The sequence below is a fragment of the Lentzea guizhouensis genome, assembly GCF_001701025.1.
In the GTDB taxonomy this organism is placed as follows: domain Bacteria; phylum Actinomycetota; class Actinomycetes; order Mycobacteriales; family Pseudonocardiaceae; genus Lentzea; species Lentzea guizhouensis.
Window position 1 is genome coordinate 8,781,835 of record NZ_CP016793.1, and the last position, 22,482, is coordinate 8,804,316.

Sequence of the window (22,482 nt, forward strand, 5' to 3'; positions counted from 1 at the left end):
CGCTTCAGGAGGCGGGCACACCGCGTCAGGCCAGGTACCGGGAGTAGACGGGTGAGGCCTCGCATTCGAGCCGGTAGGCCAGCGCGGCCTCGGCGAGCACGTCACGGGCGAAGCCCGCGAACTCGCTGTCCCGGTGCCACACCAGCAGGAACCGCCGAGCCAGCGCGTTGTCCGCGAGCAACCGGACGGCGACGTGCTGGTGCCCTTCGCACGCCGCCTGCGACAGCCCCACGGCACCGTTGCGCACGGCGGCCACCGTCGTGCCGTAGGACTCCGAGACGTACCGCACCCGTGGCGTGAACCCCTTCTGGCGGCACGACCGGTGGAAGTACTCGTGGAACCGCGCCGAGTCCGGCGAGGGCAGCACCCACTGCTCGTCGGCGAGCTGCTCCAGGCCGATCACCTTGTGCCGCGCCAGCGGGTGGTCCTCCCGCAACAGCACCAGCGTCTGGTCGTGCGCCACCACGGCCAGGTCCACCGACGCGGGCGCGACCGCCTCGAAACCGGGGTAGTCCTTGACCACGCCCACCTCCAGGCGCCGCTGCGCCACCATCTCCACGACCAGGTCGCGGCACTCGCTGTCGAACAACGACGCCGCCGGGCCGTGCGGGCGGTGGCCGTCGACGATCGCGGGCAGGTGGCACAGGACCGGCGAGCACACCCCGCCGACGCGCACCGGTGCGGCGGGACCGGTGCGGACCTCGATGTCCCGCACCAGCCCCTCCATCATCGGCAGCACCGCGCTGATCCGGTCGAGCAGCAGCTCGCCGGTCGGGGTCGGGGTGACGGTCGTGGCGTGCTGGCCGCGGTCGAAGAGCCGCTGCCCCAGCATGTTCTCGAGCCGCTTGAGGGTGCCGCTGACCGCCGGTTGGCTGATGCCGAGCCGCACCGCCGCCTCGGACAGGCTGCCGGTCTCGCCGATCGCCCGCACGAGCCGCAGGTGGTGCACGTCGAGCTCCACGCCGTCACCTCCCGTCAGCGGTGGGTGTCGACCCGGGATCCGGGCACCGGCCGCATGATGCCGACCGTTCGGCCGATCGCAGCGTACAACGCGAAGGCGACCACGACGGAGTTGATCGTCGGGATGCCCACGGGCACCAGGAAGCCGACGGCCGTGCCCGCGGCCCAGCACACCAGCGCGGCGGGGACCCAGTCCGGCGGGTCGGCCGGCAGCTCTCCCCTCGCTCTGGACTCGGCCAGCTCGGCGCGCCAGGTGCGCACCACGAAGTACTCGGCGATCACGATGCCCGCGACCGGCGGGGTGATGACCCCGATCCACGTCAGGAACACCGTGAAGTGGTCGAGGATGCCGATCGCGGACAGCAGGGTGCCCAGCGCGCCCAGCCAGAGCGTCGCCGTGGCGCGGCCGATCTTCTTGTGCAGCAGCACGTCCACGGTGTTGACCAGGCCGAGCGAGGCCGAGTAGAGGTTCCAGTCGTTGATCTTGAGGATCGCCGTGACCATGATGAGCACGCCGACCACGCCCGAGCTGGACATGACCATGCCGACCACGTCCGCGCTGCGGGCGGCGTGCGCGAGCAGCACACCGGTCAGGCCGATCAGGTACTCGCCGAGGGTGACGCTGATCAGCGTCTGCTTGACGACGTCGGAGGCGCGCCGGTTGAACCGGGTCATGTCCGGGGTCATGACGGCCCCCATGATGAACGCGCCCGCGACCAGCGTGGTGCCCTGCGCGAGGCTCAGCTGCGGGCCCGGCGGTGCCATCCCCACCAGGTCGCCGAGGTCGTGGCGGCGCAGCTCGGACACGATCGTCCAGCCGGTCAGCAGCAGGAACGCGGGCACGGTGAGGTAGGCCGTCCAGGCCATGGTGTGGAAACCGGCTACCACGATCACGGTCACGGCGATGCCGCCGAGCAGCGCCCACGCCCACACCGGCGGTCCGCCCATCAGCCGGTGCAGGCCGTGCGCGAACACGTCGTTCTGCACGCCGAACCACCCGGCGAGGCTGAGCGTCACCAGCAGTCCCACGAGCGCCGACCCGCGGGTGCCGAACCCGGCCCAGCGGGCCAGCACCGACGTCGACACGTTCTCCCGCACGCCGGCGATCCCCATCAGGATCGTGACGACCTCCAGCATGACCGAACCGAGGGTGATGGCGAGGAAGGCGTCCCAGAACGTCATCCCGAGCCCGAGCGTGGCGCCGAGCAGGAACTGGTGGAACGCGGACACCTGTCCGAACCGTTGCACCGCAACGGAAACCCAGGACCTGCGGGCCTCGTCGGGCAGCCGCTGCAGCGAGTAGTCGTCGTGTGCCACCGTCACGCCGCCTCGTCGCCGGGCCGCAGCACGACGAACCCCTGCGCCGGGTTCGGCACCCACGCCAGCTCCCTGGCGTAGAGCCGTTCCAGGAACGCGACCCGCTGGTGGTAGGCGAACACCGAGCTCTCGACGCGCGCGATCGCCGGGGTGTCGATGAACATCGGCAGCTCGGCCAGGAAGTACCGCACGGCGCAGTGGAGCTGCTCGTCGGTGGGGGCCTGCCCGTCCGGCAGCCGGCGGTCGAGCACCCAGCGCGTGGCGTCCAGGCACTGCTGCGCGAACACGTCGTCGGTCATGAACCAGGCGTGCGCGCCGCGCAGCAGCTCGCGGTACATCTCGTTGCGCGCCAACGCGGAGCCGTCGAGCAGGTGGTGCTCCGGGTAGTCCACACCGACGTCGCGCAGCGCCCGGCAGATCTTGTTCACCACGTACTGGCCCTGCCGGGCCGCCTTGCGCTGGGCTCGGCCGGGGTCGTAGCCCAGCGCCTCCAGCGTGTACACGGCCGCCTGGTCCGGCACGAAGAAGTGGAAGCTCTCGAACTCCCGCAACGCCCACCGGGCGAGCGCGGTGATGCGTTCCACCGTGAAATAACTGTTGAACGGGCTCACTCCGACGCACACGTGCACACCACTCCGCAAAGGGGCAGCACAGTGCTCGGTAAGCGGAGTTGTCAGCAACACCGTCGACTCCGAAAATGTAATTCACAGGGACAGGGAAATCCGGATTCGACCACTATCGACAGAAGCAGAACTGGTGGGTACTGCCGGAAGGTCATGCCGTCGGCTGATGCGTCGGACACAGCAACGACGTGGTCCGTTCGGCCCTGAACGTGTGACAGCGCGCGCACAGCCGTGTCTGATGAGTGACATGGAGCTCCAGGTTCGGCATCTGCGGGTGCTGGTCGCGATCGCCCGCGCCGGCAGCCTGAACCGGGCAGCCGGTGAGCTGCGGCTGGCCCAGCCCGCGCTGAGCCACCAGCTGCGCCGCATCGAGCAGCTGGTGGGCGGCCGGCTGTTCGAACGGAGCCCGCGCGGCGTGCGCCCGACGAGGGTCGGCGAGCTGGTGCTCGCCCGCGCCGGGGCGATCATCCCGGCGTTCGACGAGCTGGACCGCGACTTCCGCCGCCAGCCTCCCTCCCACGCGGGCCTGCGGATCGGCTGGAACGACAGCGGGCTCGTGCCGAGCCTGTTCGACTGCGTCGAGCGGCTGCTGCCCGAGCACGAGCTGACCAGCCGCGCGGACCTGTCGCACAGCAGGCTGGTCACGCAGGTCGCCGGTGGCTGCGTTGACTTGGCGCTGGCGATGATCTGCGGGCCGCGGACGCTGGCCGTGCCGGACGGGGTGCGTGCCGAGCGGGTGGTCGCCGAGCCGTCGTTCGTGGCGCTGCCGGCCCGGCATCCGCTGGCCGGCGCCGACGTCGTCGAGCTGGCCGGCCTGTCCGGGGAGCGGTGGATCGTGTCCAGCTGCGGCGACGGCTGCCGGGTCGTGTTCCGCGAGATGTGCCTGGCGCACGGGTTCACCCCGCGCATCGCGCACGACGTGGACGCGCTGCGGCACCGGCTGGTGTCCGGTGAGCACGGCGTGTGCCTGGTGCAGCCGACGACACCGGCGCCGCCGGGGATGGTGATCCGGCCGCTGGCCGGTGACCCGATGACCGTGCAGCACGTGCTGCTGTGGCGGGCGGACCACCCGCTGGACACCCGTTTCGCCGAGGTGCACCGCGCCGCCGTGACCGCCTACGAACAGCTCGTCGTGGAGAACGACCACTATCGCGAGTGGCGGGATAACCGCGCGACATAGGCCGTCGGCAGTGGGCGGAAATCTCTCGCACGGACACACTCGGAATCGGCGCGGAACACCGCGCCGACCGTGCCGGAAAGGGATTTCTCCGATGTTGCCGTTGATCTCGCGAGAAGAACTCCGGGAAGGAATCGACGCGGGCACGCTGGTGGTGGTCGACACCATGCCCGCGGGCTACTACGAGACCGAACACCTGCCCGGCGCGGTGAACATCCCCGGGTTCCCCTACGAGCAGGCGGCCGAGCTCACCGACCGGCACGCACCCGGTGTGCTGCCGGACAAGGCCGCCGAGATCGTCGTCTACTGCGCGAACGTGCCCTGTCGCAACAGCGAGCTCGTGGGGGCCCGGCTGGTCCAGCTGGGTTACTCGAACGTGCGCAAGTACCGCGAGGGCATCGAGGACTGGGTCGGTGCCGGCCTCGCCACCGCCTCCGGCTGACCGCCCGCGGTGACCCACTTCCCCTGCACATCAAGGAGCTCTCATGTCCCTGCTGAAGAACTGGCTGCGCGCGGGCGCCGCCGTCGTGGCCGTCGTGGCCTCGGTGCTGCTGGTGGCCGCCCCCGCCGGTGCCGCTGAGCCCCGCTCGGCCATCCAGGCCGGCGCGGAGAACGTCGTCCAGGTGACCTCGGCGAACTACGCCGAGGTGATGGAGATGTCGCGGACCAAGCTGGTCGTCCTGGACTTCGGCGCCACCTGGTGCCCGCCCTGCCGCCAGATGAAGCCGGTGATCGAACGGCTGGCCGCGCAGTACGGCGGCCGGTTCCTGCTCGGCGAGGTCGACGCGGACACCAGCCGCGAGCTGCTGACCCGGTACCGGGTCCAGTACCTGCCCACGCTGGTGCCGGTGCGCAACGCGGCCGAGCTGCCCGGCTCCCGCATGATCGGTTTCAAGGGCGAGACCGCGCTGCGGGCGTGGATCGACGCCCAGCTCGCCAAGGGCTGACCCCGCGCCTCCGCCCCGGCACGGTCCCCGAGACGCCGTGCCGGGGCGGTTCCCCGCCCAAGAGGACAGCGCCCGAGAGGAACCCCTTGTCCGAGAACGGTCTTCCGTGGCGCGCCCTGCTCGCGCTGACCCTCGTGGTGTTGCTCGGCTGCCTCACCGAGGTGCTGCCGGCCGGGCTGTTGATCGGCATGTCGGAGGACCTGCGGGTGTCACCGTCGGCCGCCGGGCAGCTGGTCACCGGCTACGCGCTCACCACCGCGGTCACCGCGATCCCGTTGACCGCGCTGACGTCCCGGCTGCCGCGCAAACCCGTGCTGGTGGCGCTGGTGCTCGGGTTCGTCCTGACGAACCTCGTGATCGCCGTGGCCCCCGGCTACGGCCTCGTCCTGGGCGCGCGGGTGGTCTCCGGCGCGGTCACCGGTGTGATGTGGTCGCTGGTCGCGGTGTACGCGATGCGGCTCGCGCCACCGGGGCAGGCCGGGCGCGCGCTCGCGGTCGCGATGGCCGGCACGCCGATCGGGTTCGCGGCGGGGGTGCCCGCCGGGACCGTGCTGGGTGAGCTGGTCGGCTGGCGCTGGTCGTTCGCCGTCATGGCCGCGATCGCGGTGCCGTTGCTGTGCTGGATCGTCTTGGCGGTCCCCGCGGTGACCGCCGAACCCGGCAGGACCACGCGGTCGGCGTTGCCGATGTTGCGGCTGACACTGCTGATGGTGTTCGTGTACTCGTTGGGGCACAACGTGCTCTACACCTACGTAGGTCCGGTGCTGGCCCGGTTGGCACAGGAGCGCTTCCTGAGCACGGCGCTGCTGGTGTTCGGCACGGCCGCGGTGTGCGGGATCCTCGCCGTCGGGTCCACGTTGGACCGCAACCCGCGCGCGGTGCTGGCCTGGTGTCCGCTGCTGACCGCCGCCGGGATGGTCCTGCTCGCCCTGTCCGACGACATCACCACGACGCTGGTGGCGTGTGCGGTGTGGGGCCTGGCGTTCGGTGGTGCGCCCACGGCGTTCCAGGCGCTGACGGCCCTGATCGCGGGGCGCGACGCGGACCGGGCCCAGTCGCTGACCATCGCGGCCTGGAACGGCGCGGTGGCAGGGGGTGCCGCGGTGGGAGGAGTGGTGCTGGACACCGCGGCACCCGCGCTCACCTGGACGGCGGCGGCGCTGATGGCCGTGCCGTTCTGGGCGGCGACCCGCCTGCCGGCCGGGCAGGCAGCTCGGCCAGCACGGCGAGCGCCCGCGTGAGGACGGGTGAGTCGTCGTCCGCGCGCACGGCCGCGGCGAGGTCGATGCCGTGGTCGCCGGTCAACGGCCGGTAGACCGTGCCCGGCACGCCCAGTTCCGCCACCGGTTCCGGCACGACCGCCACCCCCAGGCCGGAGGCGACGAAGGTGACCAGGGTCGAGGTCTCCTGCACCTCGTGCCGGATCCGGGGCGTGAACCCGGCGTCGCGGCACAGCTGCGAGACGATGCCGTGCATCACCGAACGGCCGCGCGAGGCGTGCACGACCAGGTCCTCGTCCCGCAGGTCCTCGATCCGCAACCGGCGGCGGCGCGCGAGCCGGTGGTGCTCCGGCAGCGCGACGATCAGGCGGTCGCGGCGGACGGTGGTGAGCCGGACCGCCGGGTCCTCGACCGGTGGTCGCAGCAACGCCAGGTCGATCCCGCGGGTCAGCAGGGCCTCGACCTGGTCGGGGGCGAGCATCTCGCCGCGGAAGGCGAAGTCGACCTCCGGCAGCTCCTCGCGCAGGGTGCGGGCGAGGGTGGGCAGCAGGCTGTAGGTCGCGGACCCCACGCAGCCGACCACCAGACGGCCCTCCAGCCCGGCGGCGACCCGGCGGGCCTCGGCCGTCGCGTCGTCCACGGCGGCCAGCACGGCGCGGGCGCGGTCGAGGTAGACGGTGCCGGCGCGGGTGAGCTCGACCTTGCGGGTGGTGCGGTGCAGCAGGGACACGCCGAGCTCGGCCTCCAGCTGCTGGATCTGCTGGGACAGCGGCGGCTGGGCCATGTGCAGGCGTTCGGCGGCGCGGCCGAAGTGCCGTTCCTCGGCGACGGCGACGAAGTAGCGCAGGTGGCGGAGTTCCACGGGATTGATACTTGCAGAGTCTCAGTGGGCGCGAAATGTGTATTTCCAGATATCGGCAAACGGATCTAGCGTCGAGGGCATGACCGACGTCGTGATCTGCGAGCCCGTCCGCACCCCGGTCGGGAGGTTCGGCGGGGCCCTGGCCCCGGTGAGCGCCACCGACCTGGCCGCCGGCCTGCTGAAGGAGCTCGTCCGCCGCACCGGACTGGGCGAGGGCGACGTGGACGACGTCGTGCTCGGCCAGTGCTACCCCAACGGCGAGTCGCCGGCGATCGGCCGGATCGCCGCCCTCGACGCCGGCCTGGGCGTGGGCGTGCCGGGTGTGCAGGTCGACCGGCGCTGCGGGTCCGGGTTGCAGGCCGTGCTCTACGCGGCCGGCCAGGTGGCGACCGGGGCCGCGCGGGTCGTAGTCGCCGGTGGCGCCGAGTCGATGTCGCAGGTGGAGCACTACGCGCTCGCGCTGCGCACCGGCGTCAAGGGCGGCAACATCGAACTGGTGGACCGGCTGGTGCGGGCGCGCGAGACGGCCGGCGGGCGGTTCCACCCGGTGCCCGGCGGCATGCTGGAGACCGCGGAGAACCTGCGCCGCGAGTACGGCATCTCCCGCGAGGAGCAGGACGAGCTGGCCGTGCGCTCGCAGCAGCGGTGGGGCGCGGCGCAGGAGGCCGGGCGGTTCGCCGACGAGCTGGTGCCCGTGACGGTCCCGGGGCGCAAGGGTGACGTGGTCGTCGACCGCGACGAACACCCCAGGCCCGAGACGACGCTGGCCGACCTGGCGGCCTTGCGGCCGGTGCGCGCGAAGATCGACCCGGAGTCGACCGTGACGGCGGGCAACGCCAGCGGGCAGAACGACGGTGCCGCGCTGTGCGTGGTGACCACCCGCGCCGAGGCGGAGAAGCGAGGGCTGCGGCCGTTGCTGGCGCTGCGGTCGTGGGCCGTGGCCGGGGTCGGGCCCGAGGTCATGGGCATCGGGCCGGTGCCCGCCGCCGCTGCCGCGCTCGACCGCGCCGGGCTCACCCTCGGCGACATGGGCGTGATCGAGCTCAACGAGGCGTTCGCCGCCCAGGTGCTCGCCTGCCTGCGCGAGTGGAAGGTCGACGCGACCGACGACCGGCTCAACCCCAACGGGTCCGGCATCTCGCTCGGCCACCCCGTCGGCGCGACCGGTGCGCGCGTCCTCGCCACGCTCGCCCACGAGATGCGGCGCCGCGAGAGCAGGTACGGACTGGAAACCATGTGCATCGGCGGCGGGCAGGGGCTCGCCGCCGTCTTCGAGGCGGTGCGGTCATGAGTCTGGACAAGGTGGTCAGCGGGCCCGCGGAGGCGGTCGCGGGGATCCGGCCGGGGGCGAGCGTCGCGGTCGGCGGCTTCGGTCTCGCGGGCATCCCGTGGTTCCTGATCGAGGCGTTGCTGGCTCAGGGCGCCGACGACCTCACGATCGTGTCGAACAACTGCGGCGTGGACGGCGCGGGGCTCGGGCTGCTGCTCGAACACCGCCGGATCAGCCGGGTGGTCGCGTCCTACGTCGGGGAGAACAAGGAGTTCGCCCGGCAGTACCTCGCCGGTGAGCTGACGGTCGAGCTCACTCCGCAGGGAACGCTCGCGGAACGGCTGCGCGCCGGCGGTTCCGGGATCGGCGCGTTCTTCACGCCCACCGGGGTCGGCACGCTGGTGTCCGAGGGCGGGCTGCCGTGGCGGTACCACGCCGACGGCACCGTCGCGCTCACCTCGCCGCCCAAGGAGGTGCGCACGTTCCACGGCAAGGAGATGGTCCTCGAAGAGTCGATCGTCACCGACGTGGCGCTCGTCCGCGCCGCCGTCGCCGACCGGGCCGGCAACTGCGTCTTCCACGCCGCCGCCCGCAACTTCAACCCCGCCGCCGCGATGGCGGGCCGGTTCACCGTCGTCGAGGCGGAACGGGTCGTCGAGGTCGGCGAGATCGACCCCGACCACGTGCACCTGCCGGGCGTGTTCGTGCAGAACGTCGTCGCGCTCACACCGGAGCAGGCCGCCCGCAAGGACATCGAGAAGCGCACCACCCGCGTCCGGCAGGAGAGCTGACATGGCCTGGAACCGCGACGAGATGGCCGCCCGCGCCGCGCTGGAGCTGCGCGACGGCGAGTACGTCAACCTCGGCATCGGCCTGCCCACGCTGATCCCGGACCACCTGCCGGCCGGGTCGACCGTGACGCTGCACGCGGAGAACGGCATCCTCGGCGTCGGCCCGTTCCCCTACGACGACGAGGTCGACCCCGACCTGATCAACGCGGGCAAGCAGACCGTGAGCGTGCTGCCGGGTGCGTCGTTCTTCGACTCCCCCACCAGCTTCGCGATGATCCGCGGCGGCCACATCGACACCGCGGTGCTCGGAGGCATGCAGGTCTCCGCGCACGGCGACCTGGCCAACTGGATGGTGCCCGGCGCGATGGTCAAGGGCATGGGCGGCGCCATGGACCTCGTCAGCGGAGCCGGCCGGGTGATCGTGCTGATGGAGCACACGACCCGCAAGGGCGAGCCGAAGCTCGTCGAGTCGTGCTCGCTGCCGCTGACCGGGCGCCGGGTCGTGGCCCGCGTGATCACCGACCTGGCCGTGCTCGACGTCGCCGGCGGGGAGTTCCACCTCGTCGAACTGGCGCCCGGTGTGACGGCCGCGGAGGTCGCCGAGAAGACCGGTGCGGCGGTGGTGGAACGCCTGCCGGCGCGTCCATGAGCGCACCGGGCTGGTGCGGAAGGCGCCGCGCTCGCTGGCGCGCGGGCGCGGTCCCAGAGGCGCAGGAACCACAACAGGGTCCACCGCCGAGGGTTCGGCCCGCACCGAGTACCGCCTGGCCTGCGGGCCACCGCCGCACCCCACCCGCGTCGGAGAGCGGCAACCGCAGGCGCAACAGGTAGTTCAGCAACGTCGCGTCGCCCTGGCGCGCAGTGGAGGATCCACGCCGAGCAGGACGGGAACACGGCGGCGCGGACCCGGCACCGCCAGGGGTGTGCCAGGTCCGCGGGAGCTCAGGACTGCTGCCGCTCCAGCGCCGACTCGATGGCCGAGGTGACCACCTCGGCCTCGGGCTCGGTGGTCGGCCGGAAGCGCGCGAGCACCTCGCCGTCGCCGGACAGCAGGAACTTCTCGAAGTTCCACTGCACGTCACCGGCGTTGCCGTCGGCGTCGGCGTGCGCGGTCAGCTCGGCGTAGACGGGATGCCGGCCGGGGCCGTTGACGTCCACCTTCTCGAACATCGGGAAGGTGACGCCGTAGGTGGCCGAGCAGAAGGTGGCGATCTCGTCGGACGTGCCGGGTTCCTGGCCGGCGAACTGGTTGCACGGGAAGCCGACCACGCTGAAGCCGCGGTCCGCGTACTTGCCCTGCAGCCGTTCCAGGCCCGCGTACTGGGGCGTGAGGCCGCACTTCGACGCGACGTTGACGACCAGCAACACCTTGCCGCGCAGCGAACCGAGGTCGGCGGGCTCTCCGGCCAGCGTGGACACGGGGATCTCGTGGATGCTCACGTCCCAAACCTAGGTCACGCCCGCCCGCACCACGTGACGGGCATGCGGAAACGCGTACCGACAAGACCGCAACGGCGCAGCGGTGAATCCGGTCGGAGCAGTGCCGCGACGACGCGGGCCGACCGCTCGTGGGTTCAGCACTGGTCCATTGGTGCTAAATGCACCGGCAGATGCATGGCATTTTCTGGACATTCACGATTCCATTCCGAAAGGCATCGAGAAATGCCGGTAACAATCCACGGGCGCCACCGACTCCTCCCGGTGGCCTGGGCGAAATGTCCGGGCCGGCCGATCCCCGAACTGGAGGCGCCATGCGTCCCACCCGGCACCGCTTGAGACCGGTGCTCGCCACCACCACATCGCTGATCGTGCTGGCCGCGCTCGCCGCGCCGGCGCTGGCCGTGCCGACCCCCGGCACGGACGCCCTGTACACGCTCGACGCGGACTTCGACCGGGGTACCGCGCAGAACGTCAACCACAACGCCCCGAACAACGACCAGCTGCAGCTCGACCGGTCGACCGTGTTCTTCCCGTACGTCAACGTCGCGGCCTCGGCGCGCGGCACGATGGTCCGCATCGACGTGAACACCGGCCAGATCGTCGGCGAGTGGGTGTCCGCGCCGGACGGCAGGGGCCGCAACCCGTCCCGCACCACGGTCGACAAGTTCGGCAGCACGTGGCTGTCCAACCGCAACGAGGGGGACGGCGGCCGCGGGTCGGTCACCCGCATCGCCGTCATCCAGGGCGGCACGCGCGTCAACGCCGACGGCTCGGCCAACCCGAACGGCGACTACCTGAAAGGCCCCTTCGCCTACAACAAGTGCGTCGACCGCAACCAGGACGGGCTGATCGCCACCAGCCGCGGCCTGGGTGACATCCGGTCGTGGACCAACGCCGGTGGCGCCGACAACAACGGTGGCGTCACCACCGCCGCCGACGAGTGCATCATCAACTACTCGCGCGTCACCGGCAGCAACACCCGCACCGTCGCGGTCGACGCCCAGAACCGGCTGTGGACCGGCGGCCAGGACCTCGACCACGAGCTGCTCGACGCCGACGGCGCGGCCACCGGCACGCAGTTCAACGTGGGCTGCGGCGGCTACGGCGGCTTGATCGACAAGGCCGGCACCCTGTGGTCCGCGCGCAACTTCGGCCTGCTGCGCTACGACCCGGCCACCGCGACCGGGGCGTGCCTCGACGCCACGCACGGCGACTACGGCCTCGGCATGGACCCCGTCACCGGCGAGATCTGGCACACGAACTTCGGCGGCAACCGCGTCGCGAAGCTCGCCCCGGACGGCACCGTGCTCGGTGCGTTCGCCCACGGCAGCCAGAACGCCCAGGGCGTGGCGGTCGACAGCGACGGCAACGTCTGGGTCGCCCACTCCCTCAACGGCGCGACGACCGTCGGCCACCTGCGCACCGACGGCACCTACGTCGGCAACGTCCCGCTGCCCGGCGGCGTCGGCCCCACCGGCGTGGCGATCGACAGCAACGGCAAGGTCTGGGTCACCAACATCAGCACCAACAACGCCCAGCGCATCGACCCGGACGCGGGCCCGGTCGGCGGCGGAGGCCACCCCGTCGGCGCCGTGGACCTGACCGTCGACCTCGGCGCGGGCGCCGGCCCGTACAACTACAGCGACATGACCGGCTCGGTCCTCGGTGAGATCACCGCGCCGCAGGGCACCTGGTCGGTCGTCCAGGACAGCGGCCAGGCCGGCCAGACCTGGGGCACCGTCACCTGGAACACCGAGGCGCAGGGCAGCGTGCCGCCCGGCACGTCCATCACCGTCGAGGCGCGGACCTCGAACACCGAGGCGGGCCTGGCCGGCGAGACGTTCACGGCCGTGGCGAACGGCGTGACGTTCGCGAAGACCGGCCGGTTCATCGAGGTGCGCGCCACCCTGACCGCCAACGCGGCCGGTGACAGCCCGGTCCTGTCCGACGTGCGCATCCGCACGTCCGAGCGCACCGGCGTGTTCTCCTGCCAGGCCACCGCGCTCAACCTCGCCGGCATCATCTCGACGAGGGCCAACCCGCCGGACGTCCCGTGCGTCGACGACCACGAGACGCTGGCGAACGTGCAGCTGAACGCCGGGATCCTGACCGTGCGGGCCACCGCGCTCGACGCCCGCACCGACCAGACGCCGGACGACTTGACCGGCACGCCGCCCTCGACCAGCGACCTCGCCACCGCGCGGGCCCGCATCGAGCAGACCCGCGTCACCAGCGGCCTGCTCACGATCGAGCTGGGCGTGATCGAGTCGAACGCCTCCGTCACCTGCGTCGCGGGCCCCGGCGGTGGTCTGGTCCCGCAGTTCGCGGGCTCGTCGACGATCGCACACCTGCGGATCAACGGCGTGACGGTGAACGTGGGCAGCGCGCCGCTGACCATCCCGCTGCTCATCGGGTCGTTGCGGCTCAACAGCACCACCACCACGGCGACCAGCGTGGTGCAGCAGGCCGTCGTGGTGGACACGCTGCTGACGGACCTGGTGATCGGTGAAGCCAAGGCGAACGTCGAGGCCAAGCCGGGTCAGCCTGGTGGCTCGCCCTGCCAGGTGTGACCTGAGCGGGGCGCGGGTGGCCGTCCGGTCACCCGCGCCCCGCGTCCGTTCTGGACGCATCGCTCGTCTGGCTCTTGGTGGTGCGGATCCGGATCGGACCGCGCCACTCCCCGGCCGGTGACAGCTCCTGCCCGCCGCTCGTGACCACGACCCGTCCCCGCACGGCCAGGTCCCTCGCCACCGCGCGGGCCTGGTCCATCAGGTCGCGCCACCCGTCGGCATCGACCGCGCGTGCCGCCTCGGACGGGCAGATCGACTTGGCCGGGCCGCGGGCGTCGGCCAGCTCCAGGATCACCCGCTCCAGCCGCTGCTCCACGGTGCTCACGAGGACGGCCTACCCCGTTGCGCGACCGGTGAACCCGTGCGACACGAGTGCGTCGCCGAGTTCGCTGCGTGCGCAGAGGACGCTGCGGCCGTGCCGTTGCGCGGTGAGCAGGCCGGCGTCGCGCAACGCCCGCAGGTGCTGGTTGACCGCCGAGGTGGTGACCCCGGTGAGCCTCGCGATGTCCGTGGACGAGCGGGGTTCGGCGAGTGGGTCGCCGGACAACGCGAGCAGCACGTCGAGGTCGAGGTGGCGCACACCGCGCAGCCACGGCAGGTGCAGCGGGTGGCGGGCGGAGGTCCTGGGGGACGGCCGGCGGTCGTGCGGGCGGCGGGCGGATGGTGTTCCGCGCTGGGCGACGGGACCGTGCTCGCGAGCAGCACGGCCCTGCACGACACGTTCTTGCCGCGTCGCCGGTGAGGAACGGTCAGTGGCTCCTGGTGCCGCTGCCGATCAACGTCGTCGCGTCGAGCTCGGTCAGTCCGTCGCGGCGCAGCGACTCCAGGTAGGTCTCGCGCACGGCCTCGACCTGCTCGGCCGGCACCGTGGCCAGAGCGCCGCGGAACCCGGACCCGACGACGACCAGCCAGGCCAGCTCCGGCGTCATGGTGAGCGTCAGCTCGTGCACGGTCACCTCGACGCCGGCGAGCCCGCGTTCGCTCAGCCAGGCCGCGTACGGGTCGGCCTGGCTGACCCGGTCGATCAGGTGCGGCGGGCGCGGCGCGGGCTGCGGGGTACCGGTGACCTCGGCGATCGCCTTGCCCAGCTGCCGTCCGGCCGGCGCCATCGCGTCGCCCTGCCAGATGGTGAACACCACCCGCCCGCCGGGACGGGCCCGGCTGATCAGGTGGTCGGTGCCGGCGGTCATGTCGGGGAAGAAGAAGATGCCGAGCGCCGACTGGACGACGTCGTAGCCGTCGGTGGCCCAGGTGGTGACGTCGGCGTGGTGGGCGTGCAGCTGGGGAAGGTCGGTGTGGGTGCGCAGCTGCTCGATCATCGGGGCGGACAGGTCGACGGCGTCGACGTGGCCGGTGGGGCCGACGAGCCGGGCGGACGGGAGCGCGGAGGCGCCGGTGCCGCAGCAGGCGTCGAGGACGCGCTCGCCGGGCCGGGGGTCGGCGACGGCGACCGCCGCGGCGGCGATGGGTTCCCACAGGTGGTGGCCCAGCGCCGTGAAGTCGGCCGCGGCGGCGTCGAAGGCTCCGCGGATCTCGGCCTGCCGGTCGGTCATGTGAACTCCCCAGGTCGCGTTCCGGTGTGGACGGTCCGCGCGGTGAGCAGTGCGGGGGCGTCCCGGCCACACCGGTGAGGTGCGGTCGAGCAAACTGTGCCACGCGGCGCGGTCGTCATCGGACAGCAGTGCCCCGGACGGCCGACGAGCACCACGTCAGGCTCGCGTGGCCCGCGTCCGCCAGAGCGCCAGCACGAAGTACGGCGTTCCCACCAACGAGATCACCAGGCCCGCCGGTATCTGGGCCGGCGCGACCACGGTGCGCCCCAACGTGTCCGCGGCGCTGACCAGGACCGCCCCCAACAGCCGTGACCGCGCGGCCACCTTCCGCTGTCAGACCAGGTCGCGCAGGGCGACGAAGTTCGCGAGCGCCTCCTGGCCCGCGATGTTCACGTGCACGCCGTCGCCGGTGTCGTAGGCGGGGAGGATGCTGTTGGGCTTGACCGGATCGGCCAGCACCTGGTCGAAGTCCGTCACGCCCGTGCACGTCCCGGTGCAGTCCCCGCCGTTGCGGACGAACCCCGCGACGACGTGGCGGTCGATGTTGTTCTGGTCGGTGTAGCCGGGGCGGGGCGTGATCGGCGTGACGTGGACGTCGATGCCCGCGTCGCGCAGGCGCCCGAAGACGGTGCGGTAGCTGGTGATGATCTCGTTCGCCGTGCAGCCGTTCGCCAGGTCGTTCGTGCCGTAGTAGTAGATGACCGACTTGACCCCGTGCAGCGAAAGGACATCACGCTCCAGCCGCGCCATCGCGTCCAGACCGGCCACCCCCTCCGGCGACCGCGGGCAGACCGCGCTCGTCGTGCCGCTGATGCCCGCGTTGGCGACGGCGAGCTGGGACGTGCGCGGCAGCTCGGCGACGATCCGGCGGGCCAGGAAGTCGGTCCACCGCTTGTGGGTGCCGATCTCGGTGCAGCCGGGGCCGCAGTTCGTGCTGCCGACGCCGTCGACGACCGAGCTGCCGAACGGGACGACCGTGCCCTTCAGCGCCGGGTTGTGCACGTCGACCGCGCTGACCACCAATGTGGACCCGGTGGTCAGCGAGTACGCCTCGCCCGTCGTGTCGGCGGTGTGGTCGCCGGCGCCGGGCGGGGTGAGGTAGTTGTCGCGGAACGCGGAGTTGTGCTGGCCGGGCAGGACTTCTCCTGCGGCGAACACGCTGATCGCGACGTCGTCTCCCGGCCGGGTGGCGAGCACGGTGGCGTCGCTCCAGGTCTCGCCGCCAGCGGGGATCGTCACGGAGCGGCGCCCGTGGAAGGTGACGCGCTTCGGGGTGCCGGTGGTGGCGCCGCCCGTGCTGATCGCGACGGTGGCGCGGTCGAGGGTGAGCGGCTGCCGGCCGAAGGTGTTCTGCAGGCGGAAGCGGACCGCGGTGCCACCCTGGCTGAGGTGGGCGAGCATCCGGATCGACTGGTTCCGCAACGGGGTCGCGGCGAGGCGTTCCTGCGACTGGGCCCAGGAGGTGAACCACGCGTGGCCGGGAGGACCGGCGGCCGCCGTGCCCGTGGCGGTGGCAGTGGCTGTCGAAAGAACAGCCAGGACGATCGTCGCGATCACCGATGTGCGCAGCCTGGTCATCGTCGGGCTCCTCGTACAACGTTGGAAGCGCTCTCACGATCATCCAGCCATGATCGCCAGGGACCGGCTACGGCCGTTCGGAGCAGCCGGGCCGGGGTGGCGCGTTCACCGTTGTCAGGAGCGCACCCGCAGGCCGTCGAACGCCACCGCGGCCACCGTGTCCGCGAGCTCGGCCGCGCTCAGCCCGCCCTGCGGCCGGTACCACTCGATGAGCGAGTTGACCATGCCGAACAGCAGCCTGGTCGTCATCGCGGGATCGATGTCCGCGCGGAGATCACCCTCGGCGGCCGCCTCGGCGACCAGTGCGGTGACGATCTGGTCGAACTCGCGGCGGCGGGCCAGTGCCTCGCGTTCGGTCTCGCTGTTGCCGCGCACGCGCAGGAGCAGGGTGACGAACGGCAGCTGTTCCACCAGGACCGTGATGCTGCCGCGCACGAGCCGGTCGAGCCGGTCGATCGCGCGCCCTCCGCCCAGTTCGGCCACCTCGGCGAAGAGGCCGTCGAGCGCCCGGTCGACCGCGAGCCGCAGCAGGGCTTCCTTGCTGGGGACGTGGTGGTAGATCGCCGACTTCGCGATGCCCAGGCGGGTGGCCAGGTCCTGGATGCTGGTGCCGTCGTAGCCGCGCTCGTAGAACAGCTCGGCGGCGGCCTTGAGCAGCGTCTCCAGGTCGTAGCCCGGACGGCCGCGGCGCCTCGCCCCGCTGTTCTCGGTCGTGGTCATGCGCTGCAGTGTTTCAGCGCCCCAGCGGCGTGCTGCCGTGCGGTCACCACCGGTAGAAGCCCTCCCCGGTCTTGCGGCCCAACCGGCCGGCGGCGACCTTGTCCCGCAACAGCTGCGGTGGTGCAAAGCGCGGGCCGAGCTCGCGTTCGAGGTGCTCGGCGATCGCGAGGCGGACGTCGAGGCCCACCAGGTCGGTGGTGCGCAGCGGTCCGACGGGGTGCCGGTAGCCGAGGGTCATGGCGCTGTCGATGTCCTCGGCGGACGCGACGCCCTCCTCGACCATCCGCATGGCCTCCAAGGCGATCGCGACGCCGAGGCGGCTGCTGGCGAAGCCAGGCGAGTTCCGCACGGTGATCGCGTGCTTGCCGAGACCGCTCACCCAGTCCTGGGCCAGCCCGACCAGTGCGGGTGGGGTGTGCTCCCCCACCACGACCTCGACGAGGTCGCTCGCGGGCACGGGGTTGAAGAAGTGGAGTCCGATGAGGACGGACGGGTCCGGCAGCGCCTGCGCCAAGACGTCGATCGACAACGAGCTGGTGTTGGTGCCGATCACGGCGTCCGGCGCGTGCTCGGCGATCGTGGCGAGCACGGTGTGCTTCAGCTCGACCAGCTCCGGCACGGCCTCGACCACGAGGGTCACCGCCGCCAACGCCGCCGGGTCGGTGACCACGGAAACCGTGCCACTGACCGCGATCCCCTTCTCGGCCGCCTTGGCGAGGCTCTTCTCGAGGCGGTCGCGGGCGCTCCCGGCGGCGGACTCGGTCTCGATGACCGTGACCGTGCTCCCGGCCACCGCGAACGCGTGCGCGATGCCCGCACCCATCCGGCCACCGCCGTAGACGCCGACTGAACCGGGAACCGCCATCCCACACCCTCCAGCGAGCTCATGGGCGATTTACTGACCGAACGGTCTGTTATACCGTGGCACACGGGAACCACGGAGGGCAACAGTCAGCGAAGGGAACCTGCACAGTGACTGCACTGCTGGAGAGCTACGCCGCGGGACGCTGGTTCCGGGCCCAGGCCGAGGGAGAGCCGCTGCTCGACGCGGTGACCGGCGAGGAGGTCGCGCGGTTGTCGAGCGAGGGCCTCGACCTGCGGCAGATGACCGAGCACGCGAAGCGCGTCGGCGGGCCGGCGATCCGCGAGCTGACGTTCCACCAGCGCGCTGTGCTGATCAAGGAGCTGGCCAAGCACCTCAGCGCCGACAAGGACTCGCTGTACGAGCTGTCGTACCGCACGGGTGCGACCAAGCGCGACTCGATGGTCGACATCGACGGCGGCTTCGGCACGCTGTTCAGCTTCGCGAGCAAGGGTGTGCGCGAGCTGCCCAACGACATCGTCGTGCTCGACGGCGGCTTGGAACGCCTCGGCCGCGAGGGCACGTTCCTGGGGCAGCACATCTACACCTCACGGCCGGGCGTCGCGGTGCAGATCAACGCCTTCAACTTCCCCGTCTGGGGCATGCTCGAGAAGCTCGCGCCCGCGTTCCTGGCCGGCCTGCCGAGCATCGTGAAACCCGCCTCGCAGACCGCCTACCTCACCGAGGCCGTGGTCCGGCTGATCATCTCCTCCGGCATCCTGCCGGAGGGCTCGCTGCAGCTGTTGTCCGGCAGCCCGCGCGGTCTGCTCGACGTGCTCGACGAGCAGGACTCCGTGGCGTTCACCGGTTCCGCGCACACCGCGGGGATCCTGCGCAACCACCCGAACGTGCAGCACGGCGGTGTGCGGCTGCAGGTCGAGGCCGACTCGCTGAACTGCTCGATCCTGGGCCCCGACGTGCGGCCGGACGACCCCGAGTTCGACCTGTTCGTCAAGGGAGTGGTCGCCGAGATGACGGTGAAGGCCGGCCAGAAGTGCACGGCGATCCGGCGGGCCATCGTGCCGGAGCCGATCGCCGCCGAGGTGACCGAGGCGATCTCGGCGCGACTGGCGAAGATCACCGTCGGCAACCCGGCCGACGAGAGCGTGCGGATGGGCGCGCTGGCCTCGCTCGGGCAGCGGGACGAGGTGCGCAAGGCCGTTGAGTCGTTGCGGAACTCGGCCGAGATCGTGTTCGGCGACCCGAACTCGGTGCGGCTGGTCGACGCGGACGCCGAGCGCGGCGCGTTCCTCTCCCCCGTGCTGCTGCGGGCTCGCGCGGACGCCGCCGAACCGCACGACGTCGAGCCGTTCGGCCCGGTCAGCACGGTGATCACCTATCGCGGCACCTCCGAGGCCATCGAGCTCGCGGCCCGCGGCAAGGGCAGCCTGGTCGGCTCGCTCGTCACGCACGACCCCGCCGTGGCGCGCCAGGTCGTGCTGGGCGTCGCCCCGTGGCACGGCCGGATCCTGGTGCTGGACCGCGACGACGCCAAGGAGTCGACCGGGCACGGGTCGCCGCTGCCGATGCTGGTGCACGGCGGTCCCGGCCGGGCGGGTGGCGGTGAGGAGCTCGGTGGCGTGCGCGGCGTGCTGCACCACATGCAGCGCACCGCCGTGCAGGCCTCGCCGGACATGCTCACCGCGATCACCGGTCGCTGGACCACCGGGTCGAAGCGGACCGCCGACGACGTGCACCCGTTCCGCAAGTCGTTGGCGGAGCTGAGGATCGGTGACTCCATCGCGTCCGGCACGCGGCAGGTCACGCTCGCCGACATCGACCACTTCGCCGAGTTCACCGGTGACACGTTCTACGCCCACACCGATCCGGAGGCGGCGGCCGCGAACCCGTTGTTCGGGGGGATCGTGGCCCACGGCTACCTGGTGGTGTCGCTGGCCGCCGGGCTGTTCGTGGAGCCGAACCCCGGTCCGGTGCTCGCGAACTTCGGCGTGGACGGGCTGCGGTTCCTGACGCCGGTGAAGGCCGGCGACACGATCGCGGTGACGTTGACGGTCAAGCAGATCACCCCGCGCACCAACGCCGAGTACGGCGAGGTGCGGTGGGACGCCGTGGTGACGAACCAGGACTCCGAGCCGGTCGCCACCTACGACGTCCTCACGCTGGTCGCGAAGAACTGAGCGGGCCAGGCGCGCCTGGTCTCAGCGGGCCAGGCGCGCCTTCGCGTCGTCGGAGAGCGGCGTGAAGAAGTTGACCAGGTTGCCGTCCGGGTCGCGGAAGAGCAGCGACCGGTTGCCCCACGGCATGGTGGTCGGCTCCTGCACGACCTCGGCCAGGTCCACGAGCCGGGCGTGCTCGCGGTCGACGTCCTCGACGAGGAACTCGAGGATCGCGGTCCGGTTCGACTCGGGCACGGCCGCTCCCAGGCTGAACAACGCCATCGTCCGCACGCTGCCGATCGCGAGCGTGCACGACGGTCCGACGAGCTCGGCGAACTGCTCGGCGAGCCACCGCGCCCGCAGACCGGTCGCCTGCTCGTAGAACTCGACCAGGCGGGCGACGTCGCCGGTGATGACGCGGACGGAAACGAACTGCACAGCGGATCCTTTCGACACGGTCCCCTGGTGGGAACGTCCGCAGGCTATGGGCGATAGTGGACAGGATCCGCCCGGTATTGCAGGGTCTTCGCTGTGACCCGACCCATCGCACGTGTGCTCGCCCTGTTGGAGATCCTCCAAGGTGGCGGCACCAGGACCGTCGGTGAGCTCGCCGCGCGGCTGGACGTGGACGAGCGGACGGTCCGCCGGTACGTGGAACGCCTGCTGGAGCTGGAAGTCCCGGTCCGGTCGGTGCGCGGGCGGCACGGCGGGTACCGGCTGGCGCCCGGCTACCGGATGCCTCCGCTGATGCTCACCGACGAGGAGGCGCTCGCGGTCCTGCTGGGCCTGCTCGCGGGTCAGCGCGCCGGGCTGGTCTCGGCCTCGCCCGCCGCCGTCGAGAGCGCCGCGGGGAAGGTCCGGCGGGTGCTGCCCGACGAGGTCCGGCGGCGGTTGGAAGCGTTGCTGGAGGTTGCGGACTTCACGGTCGCACCGCGAGCGGCCGCGGGTGGTGAGGCGCCGGTCCTGCTCGCGGTCGCGGAGGCCGCCCGTGAGCGGCGTCCGGTCGACCTCTCGTACCGCGCCGGTCACGCTGGTGCGAGCCGGCGGGTCGTGCACCCGTACGGGATCGTGGCGCACTCCGGGCGGTGGTACCTGACCGGGTTCGACACGGCGAGCGGTGAGGTGCGGACGTTCCGGGTCGACCGGGTCACCGCGGTCGAGGTGGGCGCCGGAACCTTCGACGTACCACCGGGTTTCGCTCCCGCCGAGCAGGTGCTGACCGCGTTGGCGCAGGCGCCGCACCGGTACGAGGTGTCCGTCCGGGTCCGGGCGGACACCGCCCGGATCCGCGCGGTGTTCCCGCCGTCCGTCGCCCTGCTGGAGGGCCTGGACGACGGGTGGACGCGGGCGCGGATCCGGGCGGAACGGCTCGACTGGGTCGCGCCGCTGCTCGCCTCGCTCGACCGGCCGTTCGTGGTGGAGCGGCCCGAGGAGCTGCGGGAGCTGGTGCGGGCGTTGGCGCGGCGGCTGGCCGAGCACGCCGACGCGTGAGGTCCACGTCAGCGACCCGCCCGACCAGCGCGTGCGACGATGGCCCGGTGAGTGGGACACCTGGGCGCGGCCGGTGGCAGACGCCGTACAACCTCGAGCGGCTGCTGGAGGTCGCCGTCCGGGTGTTCACCGAACGCGGCTACGACGGGACGAGCTTCCAGCACCTCACCCGGGCCTCCGGGCTGTCCAGGTCCTCGATCTACCACCACGTCGAGAGCAAGGAACAGCTGCTGCGCCTGGGCCTGGAACGCGCGCTGGAACCGTTGATGGCCAGCACGACCGAGGAAGGCGCCACCACGGGCCGCGCCGTCGACCGGCTCAGCTACCTGATCAAGCGCAATGTCGAGATCCTCGCCGCCGAGCTGCCGTACGTGAAGCTGCTGCTGAGCGTGCACGGCAACACCGGGACCGAGCGGTGGGCGCTGGAACAGCGGCGCACGTTCGACAAGGTGATCGCCGGGGTGGTGCAGGAGGCGATCGACGAGGGCGACGTGCGCGCCGACCTCGACGCGCGCACCACCGCGCGACTGTTGTTCGGCACGGTCAACTCACTGGCCGAGTGGTACAAACCGGAGCGGCGGCGCACACCGGCGGAGCTGGCGGACCAGATCTGCTCGATGATCCTGCGCGGCATCCAGGCCTGAGCCGGGACGGCGTCACCTCAGCCCGGACGCCTCCGTCGGCACGGCCCTGGTCACCCTGATCTCGTCCATCACCAGCAGCCGCCGCACCTCCGGCCCGATCTCCTGCTGCCACCGCTCGCTCTCGTACACAGCGGCGTACAGCGCGACCCGCTCCTGCTCGTCGGCGAACCGGCGGATCCACACGTACCCGTCCGGATCCTCCTCGTCCACGAAGGACGCGGTCACCGACATCCCCTTCTCCGTCTGGAACGGGATGATCGTGCCCTCCATGAACCGCACCCAGTCGTCCCGTCGTCCCGGTTGCGTCTGGTAGCGGCGGATCTCGTAGAACACCGAGTGA

25 protein-coding genes are annotated in these 22,482 nt (G+C 71.9%); 11 read left to right on the forward strand and 14 right to left on the reverse strand.

Features of this window, described 5'->3' with window-relative positions:
* Nucleotides 1-25: 25 nt before the first annotated feature.
* From BBK82_RS41765 to BBK82_RS41775, 3 genes are read right to left on the reverse strand one after another with little or no spacing between them, the layout of a single operon-like run.
* Nucleotides 26-961 carry a LysR family transcriptional regulator gene (locus BBK82_RS41765; protein WP_170068056.1) on the reverse strand — a complete coding sequence of 312 codons (936 nt, stop codon included), beginning with the start codon at nucleotides 959-961 and terminating at the stop codon, nucleotides 26-28.
* Between the two features lie 14 nt (nucleotides 962-975).
* The gene (locus tag BBK82_RS41770) at nucleotides 976-2,277 is read right to left on the reverse strand and encodes a purine-cytosine permease family protein (RefSeq protein WP_065921795.1); all 1,302 of its coding nucleotides are present in this window, start codon (nucleotides 2,275-2,277) and stop codon (nucleotides 976-978) included.
* A 2-nt stretch (nucleotides 2,278-2,279) separates the two neighbouring features.
* Nucleotides 2,280-2,960, reverse strand: coding sequence for a tRNA-dependent cyclodipeptide synthase (locus BBK82_RS41775; RefSeq protein ID WP_065919851.1), 681 nt, complete (start codon nucleotides 2,958-2,960; stop codon nucleotides 2,280-2,282).
* A gap of 187 nt (nucleotides 2,961-3,147) precedes the next feature.
* On the opposite strand from BBK82_RS41775, the gene BBK82_RS41780 reads away from it, so the two are divergent.
* The 4 genes from BBK82_RS41780 (at nucleotide 3,148) to BBK82_RS41795 (ending at nucleotide 6,265) form a co-directional block, all read left to right on the forward strand.
* Nucleotides 3,148-4,080, forward strand: coding sequence for a LysR family transcriptional regulator (locus BBK82_RS41780; protein WP_065919852.1), 933 nt, complete (start codon nucleotides 3,148-3,150; stop codon nucleotides 4,078-4,080).
* A gap of 91 nt (nucleotides 4,081-4,171) precedes the next feature.
* Complete coding sequence (locus BBK82_RS41785) at nucleotides 4,172-4,519, forward strand: rhodanese-like domain-containing protein (RefSeq protein WP_065919853.1); 348 nt, start codon at nucleotides 4,172-4,174, stop codon at nucleotides 4,517-4,519.
* Nucleotides 4,520-4,562: 43 nt separating this feature from the next.
* A complete protein-coding gene (locus BBK82_RS41790) occupies nucleotides 4,563-5,024 on the forward strand; it encodes a thioredoxin family protein (RefSeq protein WP_065919854.1) in 462 nt (153 codons plus the stop codon).
* Nucleotides 5,025-5,110: 86 nt separating this feature from the next.
* On the forward strand, nucleotides 5,111-6,265 hold the full coding sequence (locus BBK82_RS41795; protein ID WP_065919855.1) for an MFS transporter: 1,155 nt from the start codon (nucleotides 5,111-5,113) through the stop codon (nucleotides 6,263-6,265).
* Here the strand turns inward: BBK82_RS41795 and BBK82_RS48275 are convergent.
* The gene (locus tag BBK82_RS48275) at nucleotides 6,165-7,106 is read right to left on the reverse strand and encodes a LysR substrate-binding domain-containing protein (protein WP_071812790.1); all 942 of its coding nucleotides are present in this window, start codon (nucleotides 7,104-7,106) and stop codon (nucleotides 6,165-6,167) included. The two genes, BBK82_RS41795 and BBK82_RS48275, sit on opposite strands and share 101 nt — an antisense overlap.
* A gap of 79 nt (nucleotides 7,107-7,185) precedes the next feature.
* Here BBK82_RS48275 and BBK82_RS41805 point away from each other — a divergent pair, with 79 nt between their 5' ends.
* From BBK82_RS41805 to BBK82_RS41815, 3 genes are read left to right on the forward strand one after another with little or no spacing between them, the layout of a single operon-like run.
* On the forward strand, nucleotides 7,186-8,397 hold the full coding sequence (locus tag BBK82_RS41805; RefSeq protein ID WP_065919857.1) for an acetyl-CoA C-acetyltransferase: 1,212 nt from the start codon (nucleotides 7,186-7,188) through the stop codon (nucleotides 8,395-8,397).
* A complete protein-coding gene (locus BBK82_RS41810) occupies nucleotides 8,394-9,167 on the forward strand; it encodes a CoA transferase subunit A (protein ID WP_065919858.1) in 774 nt (257 codons plus the stop codon). Before BBK82_RS41805 ends, BBK82_RS41810 begins: the two co-directional genes overlap by 4 nt.
* 1 nt (nucleotide 9,168) lies before the next feature.
* Nucleotides 9,169-9,816 carry a CoA transferase subunit B gene (locus tag BBK82_RS41815; RefSeq protein WP_065919859.1) on the forward strand — a complete coding sequence of 216 codons (648 nt, stop codon included), beginning with the start codon at nucleotides 9,169-9,171 and terminating at the stop codon, nucleotides 9,814-9,816.
* Nucleotides 9,817-10,109: 293 nt separating this feature from the next.
* Here BBK82_RS41815 and BBK82_RS41820 read toward each other — a convergent pair whose 3' ends face one another.
* Nucleotides 10,110-10,607, reverse strand: a complete 498-nt coding sequence (locus BBK82_RS41820) for a glutathione peroxidase (RefSeq protein ID WP_065919860.1) — start codon at nucleotides 10,605-10,607, stop codon at nucleotides 10,110-10,112.
* Nucleotides 10,608-10,918: 311 nt separating this feature from the next.
* On the opposite strand from BBK82_RS41820, the gene BBK82_RS41825 reads away from it, so the two are divergent.
* The gene (locus BBK82_RS41825; protein ID WP_218920505.1) at nucleotides 10,919-13,177 is read left to right on the forward strand and encodes a hypothetical protein; all 2,259 of its coding nucleotides are present in this window, start codon (nucleotides 10,919-10,921) and stop codon (nucleotides 13,175-13,177) included.
* Between the two features lie 28 nt (nucleotides 13,178-13,205).
* On the opposite strand, the gene BBK82_RS41830 is transcribed toward BBK82_RS41825, so the two are convergent.
* The 7 genes from BBK82_RS41830 to BBK82_RS41855 all read right to left on the reverse strand — a co-directional run bounded on the left by BBK82_RS41830 (nucleotide 13,206) and on the right by BBK82_RS41855 (nucleotide 17,893).
* On the reverse strand, nucleotides 13,206-13,502 hold the full coding sequence (locus tag BBK82_RS41830) for a DUF3253 domain-containing protein (protein WP_237047873.1): 297 nt from the start codon (nucleotides 13,500-13,502) through the stop codon (nucleotides 13,206-13,208).
* A 9-nt stretch (nucleotides 13,503-13,511) separates the two neighbouring features.
* On the reverse strand, nucleotides 13,512-13,892 hold the full coding sequence (locus BBK82_RS49405) for an ArsR/SmtB family transcription factor (protein ID WP_083268561.1): 381 nt from the start codon (nucleotides 13,890-13,892) through the stop codon (nucleotides 13,512-13,514).
* A 34-nt stretch (nucleotides 13,893-13,926) separates the two neighbouring features.
* On the reverse strand, nucleotides 13,927-14,730 hold the full coding sequence (locus BBK82_RS41840) for a class I SAM-dependent methyltransferase (RefSeq protein WP_065919862.1): 804 nt from the start codon (nucleotides 14,728-14,730) through the stop codon (nucleotides 13,927-13,929).
* A 156-nt stretch (nucleotides 14,731-14,886) separates the two neighbouring features.
* Entirely contained in the window at nucleotides 14,887-15,054 is a 168-nt protein-coding gene (locus BBK82_RS48280) for an iron chelate uptake ABC transporter family permease subunit (protein ID WP_083268562.1), read from the reverse strand.
* A gap of 9 nt (nucleotides 15,055-15,063) precedes the next feature.
* On the reverse strand, nucleotides 15,064-16,308 hold the full coding sequence (locus BBK82_RS41845; protein WP_065919863.1) for a GDSL-type esterase/lipase family protein: 1,245 nt from the start codon (nucleotides 16,306-16,308) through the stop codon (nucleotides 15,064-15,066).
* Nucleotides 16,309-16,422: 114 nt separating this feature from the next.
* The gene (locus tag BBK82_RS41850; RefSeq protein ID WP_065919864.1) at nucleotides 16,423-17,028 is read right to left on the reverse strand and encodes a TetR/AcrR family transcriptional regulator; all 606 of its coding nucleotides are present in this window, start codon (nucleotides 17,026-17,028) and stop codon (nucleotides 16,423-16,425) included.
* Between the two features lie 43 nt (nucleotides 17,029-17,071).
* Nucleotides 17,072-17,893 carry a 3-hydroxyacyl-CoA dehydrogenase family protein gene (locus BBK82_RS41855; RefSeq protein WP_065919865.1) on the reverse strand — a complete coding sequence of 274 codons (822 nt, stop codon included), beginning with the start codon at nucleotides 17,891-17,893 and terminating at the stop codon, nucleotides 17,072-17,074.
* Between the two features lie 107 nt (nucleotides 17,894-18,000).
* Between BBK82_RS41855 and paaZ the strand changes: the two genes are divergently transcribed.
* The gene (gene paaZ, locus BBK82_RS41860; protein WP_065919866.1) at nucleotides 18,001-20,028 is read left to right on the forward strand and encodes a phenylacetic acid degradation bifunctional protein PaaZ; all 2,028 of its coding nucleotides are present in this window, start codon (nucleotides 18,001-18,003) and stop codon (nucleotides 20,026-20,028) included.
* A 21-nt stretch (nucleotides 20,029-20,049) separates the two neighbouring features.
* On the opposite strand, the gene BBK82_RS41865 is transcribed toward paaZ, so the two are convergent.
* Nucleotides 20,050-20,445, reverse strand: a complete 396-nt coding sequence (locus BBK82_RS41865) for a VOC family protein (RefSeq protein ID WP_065919867.1) — start codon at nucleotides 20,443-20,445, stop codon at nucleotides 20,050-20,052.
* 93 nt (nucleotides 20,446-20,538) lie between these two features.
* Between BBK82_RS41865 and BBK82_RS41870 the strand changes: the two genes are divergently transcribed.
* Both BBK82_RS41870 and BBK82_RS41875 read left to right on the forward strand, forming a co-directional pair.
* A complete protein-coding gene (locus BBK82_RS41870) occupies nucleotides 20,539-21,498 on the forward strand; it encodes a helix-turn-helix transcriptional regulator (protein ID WP_179953734.1) in 960 nt (319 codons plus the stop codon).
* 47 nt (nucleotides 21,499-21,545) lie between these two features.
* The gene (locus tag BBK82_RS41875; RefSeq protein WP_065919868.1) at nucleotides 21,546-22,142 is read left to right on the forward strand and encodes a TetR/AcrR family transcriptional regulator; all 597 of its coding nucleotides are present in this window, start codon (nucleotides 21,546-21,548) and stop codon (nucleotides 22,140-22,142) included.
* 12 nt (nucleotides 22,143-22,154) lie between these two features.
* On the opposite strand, the gene BBK82_RS41880 is transcribed toward BBK82_RS41875, so the two are convergent.
* The gene (locus BBK82_RS41880; protein WP_083268563.1) at nucleotides 22,155-22,475 is read right to left on the reverse strand and encodes an NIPSNAP family protein; all 321 of its coding nucleotides are present in this window, start codon (nucleotides 22,473-22,475) and stop codon (nucleotides 22,155-22,157) included.
* Nucleotides 22,476-22,482 lie beyond the last annotated feature (7 nt).